13 protein-coding genes are annotated in these 14106 nt (G+C 37.8%); 3 read left to right on the top strand and 10 right to left on the bottom strand.

Annotated features, from left to right (window positions below):
• From N8O80_RS08920 to N8O80_RS08960, 9 genes are all read right to left on the bottom strand, one after another.
• A partial coding sequence (locus N8O80_RS08920; RefSeq protein ID WP_261027996.1) for a maebl occupies positions 1–2385 on the bottom strand: 2385 nt, incomplete at its 3' end.
• Between the two features lie 305 nt (positions 2386–2690).
• A complete protein-coding gene (locus N8O80_RS08925) occupies positions 2691–3830 on the bottom strand; it encodes an SH3 domain-containing protein (protein WP_120770775.1) in 1140 nt (379 codons plus the stop codon).
• 88 nt (positions 3831–3918) lie between these two features.
• Positions 3919–4185 carry a Veg family protein gene (locus N8O80_RS08930; protein ID WP_001278169.1) on the bottom strand — a complete coding sequence of 89 codons (267 nt, stop codon included), beginning with the start codon at positions 4183–4185 and terminating at the stop codon, positions 3919–3921.
• 1 nt (position 4186) lies between these two features.
• Positions 4187–5539, bottom strand: a complete 1353-nt coding sequence (gene dnaB / locus N8O80_RS08935; RefSeq protein WP_120770774.1) for a replicative DNA helicase — start codon at positions 5537–5539, stop codon at positions 4187–4189.
• Between the two features lie 43 nt (positions 5540–5582).
• Positions 5583–6035, bottom strand: coding sequence for a 50S ribosomal protein L9 (gene rplI, locus N8O80_RS08940; protein ID WP_120770773.1), 453 nt, complete (start codon positions 6033–6035; stop codon positions 5583–5585).
• Positions 6032–8005 carry a DHH family phosphoesterase gene (locus N8O80_RS08945; RefSeq protein WP_120770772.1) on the bottom strand — a complete coding sequence of 658 codons (1974 nt, stop codon included), beginning with the start codon at positions 8003–8005 and terminating at the stop codon, positions 6032–6034. Before N8O80_RS08945 ends, rplI begins: the two co-directional genes overlap by 4 nt.
• A gap of 135 nt (positions 8006–8140) precedes the next feature.
• Positions 8141–8689 carry a ribosome hibernation-promoting factor, HPF/YfiA family gene (gene hpf, locus N8O80_RS08950; RefSeq protein ID WP_000599102.1) on the bottom strand — a complete coding sequence of 183 codons (549 nt, stop codon included), beginning with the start codon at positions 8687–8689 and terminating at the stop codon, positions 8141–8143.
• A gap of 79 nt (positions 8690–8768) precedes the next feature.
• Positions 8769–9431, bottom strand: coding sequence for a ComF family protein (locus N8O80_RS08955; RefSeq protein ID WP_261028000.1), 663 nt, complete (start codon positions 9429–9431; stop codon positions 8769–8771).
• Positions 9428–10726 carry an ATP-dependent helicase ComFA gene (locus tag N8O80_RS08960; protein WP_261028003.1) on the bottom strand — a complete coding sequence of 433 codons (1299 nt, stop codon included), beginning with the start codon at positions 10724–10726 and terminating at the stop codon, positions 9428–9430. The genes N8O80_RS08955 and N8O80_RS08960 overlap by 4 nt, the downstream gene beginning before the upstream one ends.
• Before the next feature lie 56 nt (positions 10727–10782).
• On the opposite strand from N8O80_RS08960, the gene N8O80_RS08965 reads away from it, so the two are divergent.
• The 3 genes from N8O80_RS08965 (at position 10783) to cysK (ending at position 12900) form a co-directional block, all read left to right on the top strand.
• Positions 10783–11418, top strand: a complete 636-nt coding sequence (locus N8O80_RS08965) for a YigZ family protein (RefSeq protein ID WP_261028006.1) — start codon at positions 10783–10785, stop codon at positions 11416–11418.
• A 15-nt stretch (positions 11419–11433) separates the two neighbouring features.
• A complete protein-coding gene (locus tag N8O80_RS08970; RefSeq protein WP_261028007.1) occupies positions 11434–11877 on the top strand; it encodes a PH domain-containing protein in 444 nt (147 codons plus the stop codon).
• Positions 11878–11973: 96 nt separating this feature from the next.
• Positions 11974–12900, top strand: a complete 927-nt coding sequence (cysK, locus tag N8O80_RS08975) for a cysteine synthase A (RefSeq protein WP_000029880.1) — start codon at positions 11974–11976, stop codon at positions 12898–12900.
• 121 nt (positions 12901–13021) lie between these two features.
• Here the strand turns inward: cysK and tsf are convergent, their stop codons facing one another.
• Complete coding sequence (tsf, locus tag N8O80_RS08980) at positions 13022–14062, bottom strand: translation elongation factor Ts (RefSeq protein ID WP_033682512.1); 1041 nt, start codon at positions 14060–14062, stop codon at positions 13022–13024.
• Positions 14063–14106 lie beyond the last annotated feature (44 nt).

Genomic DNA, 14106 nt, shown 5'->3' on the forward strand with positions numbered 1-14106 from the left:
ATTTACTCCACCATTAAATTCTGGAGCATTAGGAGCAGTTGGTACTTCGTCAGGTTGTTTAGCATCGTCAGAAGGAGCGTCAGCAGGATTTACCCCACCAGTGAATTCTGGAGCATCAGGAACAGTTGGAACTTCATCTGCTTCCTTAGCAGGCTCAGTAGGTGCTTCATCATCACTTACGCCACCACTGAAATCTTTAGGTTCTTCACCTTTAGGAACTTCTTTTAAGTTTTCGATATAACCTAAAGTTGCGTTGTAATCGTCAGTTAGTGTATCGATTGCATTTTTACGCGCTTGTAATGATTCGTTAACTTCGTCAAATTTAGCTTGAGCTTCATCAACAGAAGCTTTAGCAGAAGCGACAGAACCTTCTAGTTTAGTTACAGCATCTTGTAATTTATCGATAACATCTTGATCAGCTTTATTCGTTTTAGCTGTTTCAAGAGCAACTTTAGCTTTTTCTAAGGTTTCTTTTTGTTTATCTAAGGCAGCATTTTTCTCTTCTACTGCCTTAGCTTTTTCAGCAGCATCTGCTTTATCTTTATCAGCTTCTTTAGTTAATTTTTCAATTTTTTCAGCTAAATCATCAGCAATATCTGTAAGTTTTTTAACGATTGGTTTAGAAGCTTCTTTTTTAGCAGCTTCATCAATTTTTTTAGCTTCTTCAGCATCTAATTTTTTAGTTTCATCAACTTTTTCAGGAGCTTTGTTTCTAGTGTTATAGTCGTTTTCTAATTCTTTTAGAATATCTTTAGCAGATAAATCACCTTTTTCAACGGCATCTAGAATAGCTTCTTTACCAATTTCAGCTTTTTTATCAGCTATTGCTTTTTCTTTATCAGTTATACTTGCATCTTTATGGATTTCTGCAATCGCATCTTCTTCAAGTTGATCTAAAGCGTCTTTAAGAGCTGTTTTAGTTTCAGCTTCTTCTTTTTTAGCCTCTTCTTCTTTTTTAACTTCTTCTTCAACTTTAGCTTTTGCTTTTTCAGCTTCTTCTTTAGCTTTGGCTAATTCAGCTTCTGCGTCAGCTTTAGCTTTTTCAGCTTCTTCTTTTTTAGTTTGAGCAGCAGTTACGTCAGCAGCTTCTTTTTCAGCTTTAGCAGTATCTTCCTCAACTTTTTTAGCTTCTTCAGCAACTTTTTTCTCTAATTCAGCAACTTTAGCATCCGCTTCTGCTTTAGCTTCAGCAGCTTTTTCAGCTTCTGTTTTCTCTGCTGGTTTAGCTGGCTCTTCTTCTACTGGTTTAGCTGGCTCGTTCGCTTCTTTTTCTTTAGCAGCTTTCACTTCTTCTAGAGTTTTGTTGTACTCATCAGTAAGTTTGTTTAATTCGTCAGCAACAGCTTTAGTATCTAAAGCAGCTTGATCAAAGTCATTTTGTGCAGCATCACGAGCTGCTTCTGCTTTTTTAGCAACATCTTCTAAAATTTTAACAATTTCTTCAGATGAACCATTTGCTTTTGCTGTTTCAAGAGCTTTTTTAGTTTTTTGTAGAGTTTCATCTCTCTTAGTTAATGTATCAGCTTTTTTATCTTCTTCAGATTTTAATGCATCCGCTTCTTTTTTAAGCTCATCAACATTTTCACCTAAATCATCAGCTTTATCTTGAAGTTTTTCTGATGCAGGACGAGCAGCATCAGCTTTTTCAGCTTTGTCAATCCCAGCTTTAATATCTTCTGGAAGTTGATCTTTAGTTGAAGGGTTAGCTTGAGTTGCACCAGCATCAGCAGTAGCAGCTTGGTCTTTATTTCTTAATTTTTTCTCAGTTTCTTTATTAGCTTCAGCTTTTTCGTTATCATCTGCTAATTCAGCAAGAACATCACCAGCTTTTAAATCACCAGCTTCTACAGCATTTAATAATTCTTCTTTTGCTTTTTTGTCAAGCAATTCGTTATCAGGAATTTGTTTCAAAGCTTCAGTTAAAGTTTCTTTAGCTTCAGCCTCTTCTTTTTTAGCGTCTTCTTCTTTTTTAGCTTCTTCTTTAGCTTTAACATCAGCTTCGGCAGCTTTTTCTTTAGCAGCAGCTAGTTCATCATCAGCAGTTTTTTTAGCTTCTTCAGCTTTAATTTTTGCAGCATCAGCTTCTGCTGCTTCTTTTTTCTCTGCTTCAAGCTTAGTAGTTGCTTCATCAGCTGCAGTAGTTGTCGTATCTACTTTTGCTTGAGCTTCATCAACTTTAGCGTTAGCTTCTTTTTCAGCTTCTTTAGCTTTTTCTACTTCAGTTTTTGGAGTTTCAGCCGCAGGTGTAGGCTGAGAATCTCCAGCAGGTTGAGTAGCTACTGGTTTGCCATCAGCTTTCACGACTGACGGTTGAGATGCAACAAATGCCGCTCCCAAAACAGCAACACTTGCTAAGCTAGTTAAAATCATTTTCTTTTTGTTCATCTTGTGTACCTCTTTTTAAGAATCATATTTATGTACATTATAAACCTTTTTTTGAGTGAAATCAAGGTATACATTATATTATATATACTTTGTTATTGATATATTATATTTCAAAAACATGGAAAATTCTCAAGAAAGTAAAGCATATTTTACTAGCTTTCTTTTTTCTTTCTTTTCATTCTTTTCATTTTCTATAGTAAATTATAGTTTTGAATTCAATTCAGATATCTTAATTCTTCATAAAAACTCTATTTTAAACAAAAAAACAGGAGATTTCTCTCCTGTTCAGATTCAATTACTTAAAATTAAACCCACTCACCATTATGATTTACAGTATAACCGTCTACTATTGTATTAACAGCTAGCTCACCTGAAGAGTAAGAATAATACCACTTACCAGAAACTTGATACCAGCCTGTTTTCATTGCCCCTGAACTATCCAGATAATACCAAACCCCATTTTCCTTTAACCATCCTGTCTGCATTTCACCAGATGATTTCAAATAATACCAGGTAGAACCATCTTTCAACCATCCCGTCGCCTTAGAACCATCTGATTTGAAATAATACCAACTACCATTTATTTTCTTCCAACCCACAGTCAATCCATTATTTGAACCATGATTAGATTTATTTACTGATTGATTCTGTGACGAAGTCACTCCCTCCAACTGAATATAACGACGATTTCCACTATACGAAATGTAACTTAACCATTTGTAGCCATCTTTTTCAATCACCTGATCATAATGAACACTCTCACCTGGAGAATAATATGCAAGTGGAGTTGCATTCAATAATGGTTGATCTTTAATAGGAGTCTCCACCTTAAAATAATGAGTTCCTCTCATCAAAGATGACGATTGACTGGTCACAACATGATTGCTTGTCGAATCTTTTGAACTGCTTGGGACTTCTTTAGAATTGCTTGATAAATCTTTAAAATGAATAAAACCGGTCATCTTGTTTGCTTTTACAATTCGTTTATTATAATTACCTTTATAATCATAGTTATATTCCTCAATTTCTATATTATCTCCCATCACATTTGAAACCCAAGCAACATGACCATAACCTCCTGCAGTAGACCAAGCAATAGCTCCAATTGCTGGTTTATTATCGACACGATAACCTTCACGACGAGCACGATAACCCCATTCACCAGCATTACCATAAGCTCCTGGAAGCTCAAAACCATTTACTCCACTCAAGCGAAAAGCAGCAAATGAAGTACACTGACGAGAATACATCCTCCACTTATCAATACTCTGACTCCCATTTTTATAATAAGCAGGATAATCATCTCCACGAGCATAAGAACTGTTTGCATGAACACTTTCTCCAGCCGACAACATCAGCCCTACTACTAAAAAAGGAACAACCTTTTTAACTGACTTTCTAATAGAAAATCCTGACTCTGTTACTTTAAATGGTGAACTTTTCATTCTTCCTCCTTGAAAAATAATATAAATCGAAGATTACCTTCACTTAAACTATTCGGAGAAAAAAGAAAAAGTGAGAAAATTTCTCACTTTAGTCAAGATAATGAATCAAATTCTTTTCTGTAAGGATATCTGAGTAAGTGAAGGATTCAACGTAAACATTAGCTTGTTTATCTCCTTCAACGTTCCCAAATTCAACGATAAATAGGGATGGATAAACCTCAATTAGCTTACCCAATCTATTTTTTTGGCGCTTACGACCATTCTCCAAAGTCATTTCTACGACTTGTCCCTCATGTGCCTTGATTTCTTCTTTTATTTTTTTCATCTTGGCTACATCTGTAAATGCATCTGACATCTTATGCCTCCCTCTTTGAGATACTTGAAAATTTATTGTATTCTTTTTGGAAAATTAATTCCACCGTTCCACGAGCTCCACTACGGTTTTTCTCGATAATAACTTCTACCTTATTATTCGGTATGCCTTCCTCTTCTTCTCCACCACGCTCATAGTAATCGTCGCGATAAAGAAAGGCTACGATATCAGCATCCTGCTCAATAGACCCAGATTCACGAATATCAGACAAGACCGGTCTCTTATCCTGACGTTGTTCTACACCACGAGAAAGCTGACTTAGAGCGATTACTGGAACCTTCAGTTCCTTAGCTAAAATTTTCAACTGACGTGAAATTTCTGAAACCTCTTGTTGACGATTTTCCCGACCAGTTCCCGTGATAAGCTGCAAATAGTCTATCAAAATCAAACCAAGATTACCAGTTTCTTGAGCCAGTTTACGAGAACGAGAACGAATCTCTGTAATCCGAATTCCTGGGGTATCATCGATATAGATACTTGCATTAGCTAGATTCCCTTGAGCAATAGTATATTTTTGCCACTCCTCATCAGTCAATTGACCCGTACGGATAGAATGCGATTCCACCAAACCTTCTGCCGCCAACATACGATCCACTAGACTTTCCGCACCCATTTCCAGTGAAAAAATAGCAACCGTTTTGTCCAACTTAGTCCCAATATTCTGAGCAATATTCAAGGCAAAGGCTGTCTTACCAACCGCCGGACGGGCTGCTAGGATAATCAACTCCTCCTCATGAAGTCCAGTCGTCATATGATCCAGGTCACGATAGCCTGTCGCAATACCTGTAATATCGGTCGTTTGTTGCGAGCGAGCTTCCAGATTTCCAAAGTTGATATTCAACACATCTCTAATGTTCTTAAATCCACTTCGATTAGCATTTTCGCTGACATCAATCAGGCCTTTTTCTGCCTGAGCAATGATTTCATCAGCTGGTTGCGAAGCCTCGTAAGCTTGATTGACAGACTCTGTCAACTTGGCGATTAATCGCCGTAGCATAGCCTTTTCTGCAACAATTTTAGCATAATACTCCGCATTAGCAGAAGTTGGCACAGAATTGACAATCTCAACTAGGTAAGACAGGCCACCAATATTCTGTAAATCACCTTGATTATCCAGAATGGTACGAACCGTTGTTGCATCTATAGCATCGCCACGGTCGGATAAATCAACCATAGCTTGGAAAATCAATCGATGGGCATACTTAAAAAAGTCCCGAGACTCAATATATTCTCGCACAAAAACAAGCTTACTCTCGTCAATAAAGATAGCCCCTAAAACGGATTGCTCAGCTAAGATATCTTGAGGTTGTACTCGTAACTCTTCTACTTCTGCCATCAGACTTCCCTTCCTTTTACAATCTTGTCAAGAAAGTGTAAATTTACCCTTCTTTCACACGAAGATTGATCACACTTGTGATATCTTGATAGATTTTCACTGACACATCAATCAAACCAACCGCCCGAATCGGAGCTTGCACTTGGATATGACGTTTATCAATCTTAATTCCAAATTGCTTTTGCAATTCTTCTGCAATCTTCTTATTCGTAATTGAACCAAAAGTACGGCCATCTGGACCAACTTTTTCAACAAATTCTACAACAGTTTCTTCTGCTTCAAGTTGGGCTTTAATTGCTTTTGCTTCTGCAATCATCTCAGCGTGAGCTTTCTCTTCAGATTTTTGTTTACCACGAAGTTCACCTACAGCTTGAGCAGTCGCTTCTTTGGCTAGATTCTTTTTGATAAGAAAGTTTTGCGCATACCCTGTTGGTACTTCCTTAATTTCGCCTTTTTTTCCTTTTCCTTTAACATCTGCTAAAAAGATTACTTTCATTCTTCTTTCTCCTTTTCCTTTATTTCATTTAATACAATTTCTGTCAGTTTTTCACCTGCTTCTGACAAGGTTGAATCCTTAATTTGAGCTGCTGCCAAATTAAAGTGGCCTCCACCTCCCAGCTCTTCCATAATCCGTTGTACATTCAGCTTACTGCGACTGCGAGCTGAGATAGAGATAAATCCTTGTGTATTCTTCGCAAGAACAAAACTCGCTTCAATACCTGACATAGCTAACATGGCATCTGCTGCCTTACTAATAACAACTGTATCATAACATTTCGAGTCCTTAGCCTCTGCTATTAGTACATCTGAACCTAATTTACGCCCTTGTAAAATCAGTTCATTGACCTCACGATATTCTTCAAAATCTGTCGCAGCAATTTCTTGGATAGCAATACTATCACTTCCTCTCGTTCTGAGATAGCTAGCAACATCAAATGTCCGACTAGTCACTCGTGAGGTGAAATTTTTAGTATCCAACATCATACCAGCCATTAAAACACTTGCTTGCATACGACTCAAACGATTCTTCTTAGAATTCTGGAACTGAATCAATTCCGTTACCAACTCACTGGCACTACTTGCACCACTTTCGATATAAGTGATAACTGCATTATCTGGGAAATCCTGATCCCGTCTGTGGTGGTCGATGACGATGGTTTGGGTAAATAAATCATAAAAATCTTTTGATAAAGTTAAAGCTGTCTTTGAATGGTCTACAAGAATCAACAAAGAACGATTGGTCACCATCCCCATTGCGTCCTTAACAGACAACAACTTTGTAACTCCTTCTTTTTCTAAGAATGAAACAGCTCGTTCAATATCCGGCGACATTTGTTCTTCGTCATAAATAGCATAACTATTTTCAGTCACATTGCTGGCAAACAACTGCATACCTACAGCAGAGCCAAGAGCATCCATATCTAGATTTTTGTGACCAACTACAAAAACCTGATCCACACTACGAACCTTATCTGAAATAGCCGTCATCATAGCACGCGTACGAGTCCGTGTACGTTTGATTGAGGCAGCAGACCCACCACCAAAATAAACTGGATTTTTCGTCTCGTCGTTTTCCTTAACAACCACTTGGTCGCCACCACGCACTTCAGCCAAGTTCAAGTTGAGCAATGCAACTTTCCCTATCTCATCATGATTTCCATCACCATAAGAAAATCCCATACTTAAGGTCAAGGGCAACTGTCTCTGTTTCGACTCTTCTCTGAATGCATCAATAACAGAAAATTTATCATTCATCAAGCCCTCAAGCACCGTGTAGTCCGTAAACAGATAAAAACGATCCATACTTACTCGACGGGAGAACATGGCATGCTTCCCAGCAAATTCTGAAACAAAATTGGCTACAAAACTGTTAATATGACTAATGTCAGACTCCGATGTCGCATCTTCTAAATCGTCATAGTTATCAACGGAAACAATTCCAATAACCGGACGACTCGTCACTAACTCAACAGTCGCTTCGTATTCTCCAGACACATCAAAGAAGTAAAGAACACCAGATACCTTGTCCATATGAACCGAATAGCGAGTCTCACCCAAGGTGGCATAAGAACCTGGATTCCCCACAGACGCCTTTATAATTGTTTGAATTAATGCAACATCAATCTCCCCCACTTCATTAGTCAAAATCAATTCAGCGTAAGGATTGAACCATTCAACTTCACCTGACGATAAGTCTAGTTTAATAACTCCGACAGGCATCTGTTCTAACAAAGTTGTCAAACTATCTTCAGCTTGGTGGTTTACATACTGGATTTGTTCTACTTCACTCTTTGAGTAGTAGTCTCTCTGATGGATGAATAGTAAAATATATGAACCCAAAATAAGTAGCAAAAGAAATAGCGTTACCAGTGTATTCGTTACAAAAACAAGTTGCACAGATAGCACTCCGAACGCCACTATTCCTAATATTAAGGGGAAAATAGGACTTACATAAAATTTTTTCATTCCAAACCTCTTGGCACCCATTATACCATAATAACCACCAAAAAGCGACTTTTTAAAAGTGTAATCAGTAATTCTATCAATTATAAGAAAAAGGAGGTTTACAATTTAGTAAACCTTCCTTTACACATATTGAAATTAAGATTCTTTAACTTCTAACAAGCCAATCTCGCCATCTTCACGACGATAAATCACATTGGTTGTCTGATCTTCAACATCCACATAGATAAAGAAATCATGTCCCAACAAATCCATCTGTAGAATAGCTTCTTCCAAATCCATTGGTTTTAAATCAATTTGTTTTGAACGAACAACTCTGGATTGGGCAACATTTGTATCTTCCACCAAAGCATCTGTAAATAATTGACTAGTTGCTACCTTATTTTTATTTTTACGCTCGATTTTTGTTTTATTTTTACGAATCTGACGTTCAATTTTATCGGTTACAAGGTCAATTGAACCATACATATCTTGAGACACATCTTCTGCACGAAGAGTAATTGAGCCAAGCGGAATCGTCACCTCCACTTTAGCCGTTTTTTCACGATACACCTTCAAGTTAACTCGAGCATCCAACTCTTGTTCAGCTTGAAAATACTTTTCGATCTTTTCGAGTTTAGAAACTACATAATCACGAATTGCTTCTGTTACTTCTAGGTTTTCACCACGGATACTATATTTAATCATATGAGTACCTTCTTTCTAAACGTTTTTGTTTTTCTGATTTCATTATAACGCTTTCATTTTGTTTTTGCAAATTTTTTCCTCATCTTACAAGGGAAAATGTTTTTACATCCTCAGCACCAGCTTCTTCCAACAGTTTCTTCATACGATTTATAGTTGTTCCAGTAGTATAGATATCATCTATAAGTACGATTTTTTTAGGAATAGTGACTCCACTTTTGACAAAGAAGGGAAGTTCTGTTGCCAAGCGTTCTGAACGATTTTTGGAAGAACTAGCTCGCTCTTCTCTCTTCTCTAGTAAGTCTTGAAAAGAGAACCCTGCTGCTTCAACTAAACCTTCAACCTGGTTAAATCCCCTCTCGAGCAATCTTTCAGGACTTAGGGGAATTACAACAAATTGATACTCTTTGTACTTTTTTAACTCCTCACTTAAAACTGAAGCAAAGACTTTTCTTAAAAGGAAGTCTCCATCAAACTTATACCGACTGAAAAAATCCTTCATAGCTTGATTGTAAATAAAAATCGCTCTATGACTGACTTCAACTCCTTCTTTACACCAAAATTGACAATCTTGACACTTTGTTGACAATCCTGTTTTCATACAGTTTGGACAGTTCTCTTCTCCAATCCTATCAAAAGTAGAATCACAATCTAAACAAAGACAGGAGGCATCATTCTTCAGAAGTAAAAGACTACTGAAAGTTAAAACAGCCTTCATAGTCTGCCCACATAATAAACACTTCATAGACCCGCCTCCTTATTCATCTGTTGAATTTCCTTAATTGCCTTTTTGATTGAAGCATTTAACCCGTCATGGAAGAAAAGCAAATCTCCTGTCGGTCTATCCATGCTTCGTCCAACTCGTCCACCAATCTGAATCAAACTAGATTTGGTAAACAGACGATGGTTGGCTTCTACTACAAAAACATCCACACAAGGGAAGGTAACTCCACGCTCCAAGATTGTCGTACTGATAAGTATTGTCAGTTCTCCATCTCGAAAAGCTTGCACCTGCTCTAATCGATCTTCCGTAACTGAAGACACAAAACCAATTTTCTCATGCGAAAATTCCTTCTGTAAGACTTCTTTTAATTGCTCCCCTTTCTTAATTTCTGAAGCAAAAATGAGTAACGGATAACCTGTCTTTCTCTGTTTCTCAATATAAAACTTTAACTTTGGTGACAACCGATTTTTATCTAAACAGTGATTAAAATCCGATAACCAGACAGGTTTAGGAATAATCAAAGGATTTCCATGAAACCGTCTAGGCAAACTCAATCGTTTTAATTCTCCGATACGAACCTTCCTATCTAACTCATCGGTAGAAGTTGCTGTTAAAAAGATTCTCAAGCCATTCTCCTTTACACTATTCTTGACAGCGTGGTAAAGCGTAGGGTTGTCAACATAAGGAAAAGCATCTACTTCATCCACTATTAGCAAATCAAAAGCATGATAAAATTTTAACAGCTGATGAGTCGTTGCAACAACTAGTGGTGTTCGAAAATATGGTTCTGATTCTCCGTGTAGTAAAGCTATCTCGCAAGCAAAATCATCTTGCAGTCGCTTATACAGCTCCAAACACACATCGATTCTAGGGCTGGCCAAACAAACTGCACCACCTTCATCAATCACTTTGGCCACAACTTGGTAAATCATCTCTGTCTTTCCAGCTCCTGTTACAGCGTGAACCAAGGTTGGTTCCTGCTTATCTACCGCTTGAATCAATCCCTTTGACACCTTCTCTTGAAAAGGAGTTAATTGACCACGCCATTTAAGAACATCTTGCTTCGGAAAATCCTCCTGTGGGAAATAGTATAAAGATTGATCACTCCTAACTCTCTTCATAATTAAGCACTCCCGACAATAGTAAGCACCGATGGGCAAATACCATTCATCTAAAATAGCACTATCACAACGTTGACAGAAAAGTTTCCCTTTCTCCTTTCTCATTGCTGGAAGTTTCTCCGCCAACTGACGTTCCTCTTCTGTTAATTCATTCTCCGTAAACAACCGACTGAGATAATTTGGATTTACTTTCATACTTCTTTATTCGTAAAAACCTAGCGCTTTAGATGATTTTTTAGTACAATTAAATCATGGAATTTAGAACAATTAAAGAGGACGGACAAGTCCAAGAAGAAATCAAAAAATCCCGCTTTATCTGTCATGCCAAGCGTGTTTATAGCGAAGAAGAGGCTCGTGACTTCATTACTTCCATCAAGAAAGAGCACTACAAAGCTACTCATAACTGCTCTGCCTTCATTATTGGGGAACGTAGTGAAATCAAACGTACAAGTGATGATGGTGAGCCCAGTGGGACTGCTGGCGTTCCTATGCTTGGGGTACTAGAAAATCACAATCTTACTAATGTCTGTGTAGTAGTGACACGCTACTTTGGAGGCATTAAGCTAGGCGCTGGAGGATTGATTCGTGCTTACGCTGGCAGTGTTGCCTTAGCTGTCAAAGAAATTGGCATCATTGAAATAAAGGAACAGGCTGGCATTGCTATTCAAATGTCTTACGCTCAGTATCAAGAGTATAGTAACTTTCTTAAGGAACATGATATTATGGAACTGGATACAAACTTTACAGATCAAGTCGATACGATGATTTATGTTGATAAAGAAGAAAAAGAGAATATTAAAGCTGCACTTGTAGAGTTTTTTAATGGAAAAGTCACTTTAATGGATCAAGGTTTACGCGAAGTTGAAGTTGCTGTAAACTTAGTGTAAACAAAGGAGAAAAATATGGCATTTGGAAAATTCATTCAAGGACTCGCTGGTAACTTTAGCGAGCAAAACAAAGAAACTCTTATCAAAGAATATGGACAATATCTACTAGAAAATGAAGAAATTCAAAGTGGATATAAACTGATTCGTGACTCAATTATATTTACAAATATACGTATTATCTTTACAGATAAACAAGGCGCTACCGGTCGTAAGATGTCTATTAAATCAATCTTTTTGATGAACATTGTTAACGTTGAAATGGAAACTGCTGGAGCAGGTATAGATGATAGTGAAATTACTATTACTTATTTAGAAAATGTCTTTCTAAAAGCGCATAATGAGCATTTTAGTTCTCATAAATTTGGATTTCCTAAGAAAACGGATATCGTTCCACTTTACACCTATTTACTAGAATTAGCCTATCACAATCGCTTAAAAATTAATGGATTAGACCTGTGATATAAAAAAATCCTATCACTTCGATAGGATTTCTATATTTTACAAATGGTATAGATAGCGTTATACTAGAAATATCTTATACAAAGAGGTATTCATATGTCTATTTATAACAACATTACTGAACTAATCGGTCAAACTCCGATTGTTAAACTCAACAACATTGTGCCAGAAGGTGCTGCAGATGTCTATGTAAAACTTGAAGCATTTAACCCTGGTTCTTCTGTAAAAGACCGTATTGCTCTTAGCATGATTGAAAAAGCTGAACAAGACGGTATTCTGAAACCTGGTTCTACTATTGTTGAAGCAACAAGTGGAAACACTGGTATTGGACTTTCATGGGTAGGGGCTGCTAAAGGGTATAAAGTTGTTATCGTTATGCCTGAAACTATGAGTGTGGAACGACGTAAGATTATCCAAGCCTATGGTGCTGAACTCGTCCTTACTCCTGGTAGCGAAGGAATGAAAGGTGCTATTGCTAAGGCTCAAGAAATCGCTGCTGAACGTGATGGTTTCCTTCCTCTTCAATTTGACAACCCAGCAAATCCAGAAGTACACGAAAGAACAACAGGAGCTGAAATACTAGCTGCTTTCGGTAAAGATGGACTAGATGCCTTTGTTGCTGGAGTGGGTACCGGTGGAACCATTTCTGGTGTTTCTCATGCACTCAAATCAGCAAATTCTAACATTCAAGTTTTTGCAGTAGAGGCAGACGAATCTGCTATTCTATCTGGTGAAAAACCTGGACCACACAAAATTCAAGGTATCTCAGCTGGATTTATTCCTGATACACTTGATACAAATGCCTATGATGGTATTGTTCGTGTAACATCAGACGATGCACTAGCACTCGGCCGTGAGATTGGTGGAAAAGAAGGATTCCTTGTTGGTATTTCTTCAGCTGCAGCTATCTACGGAGCCATCGAGGTTGCCAAGAAATTAGGTACAGGTAAGAAAGTCCTTGCTCTAGCACCAGATAACGGTGAACGTTATCTCTCTACAGCACTCTATGAATTTGAAGTGTAGTCTCCTAAATACACTTAGCCCTTTTTATAGGGCTTTTTATTTATGCCTTAAAAATAGGAACATCTCCCTATAAAGATCGACTGCATAGAAAAAAGGAAGCAATTTAGCTTCCTTTTTATTATTAGTTATTCAAGGCTGCTGCCATTGTAGCTGCAACTTCAGCTTCGAAGTCGTTTGCAGCTTTTTCGATACCTTCACCAACTTCAAAGCGAGCGAACTCAACTACTGAAGCGTTAACTGATTCAAGGTATGCTTCAACTGTCTTGCTGTCATCCATAATGTATACTTGTGCAAGAAGTGTGTAAGCTTGGTCAACTTTAGTGTTGTCAAGCATGAAGCGATCCATTTTACCTGGGATGATTTTGTCCCAGATTTTTTCTGGTTTACCTTCTGCAGCCAATTCAGCTTTGATATCAGCTTCAGCTTGCGCAATCACTTCATCAGTCAATTGAGCTTTTGATCCATACTTCAAGTGTGGAAGAGCTGGTTTGTTAACCATTGCACGGCTTTCGTTGTCTTGGTCGATTACGTGGTTCAATTGTGCCAACTCATCTTTAACAAATTGCTCATCCAATTCTTTGTAAGAAAGAACTGTTGGTTTCATCGCTGCGATGTGCATTGACAATTGTTTAGCAAGTGCTTCGTCTCCACCTTCAACAACTGAAATAACACCGATACGTCCACCGTTATGTTGGTAAGCTCCAAAGTGTTGTGCATCTGTCTTTTCAATCAATGCAAAGCGACGGAATGAGATTTTTTCTCCGATAGTTGCTGTTGCAGATACGTATGCAGCTTCAAGAGTTTCACCTGAAGGCATTGTCAAAGCAAGTGCTTCTTCATTATTAGCAGGTTTTCCTTCAGCAATAACTTTAGCTGTAGTATTTACCAATTCAACGAATTGAGCATTTTTCGCAACGAAGTCAGTTTCAGCGTTTACTTCAATAACTGCTGCAACATTACCGTTAACATAAACACCCGTCAAACCTTCTGCAGCAACACGGTCAGCTTTCTTAGCTGCCTTAGCCATACCCTTTTCACGAAGCAATTCAATTGCTTTTTCGATATCACCGTCTGTTTCTACAAGCGCTTTTTTAGCGTCCATAACTCCGGCACCAGATTTTTCACGCAACTCTTTTACAAGTTTAGCTGTAATTTCTGCCATTTTGATTCTCCTATATTTTTTAAAAATAGGAGAGCCGGGCTAAG

It is taken from the genome of Streptococcus mitis, assembly GCF_946190155.1.
GTDB classification, from domain to species: Bacteria; Bacillota; Bacilli; order Lactobacillales; family Streptococcaceae; genus Streptococcus; species Streptococcus mitis_CL.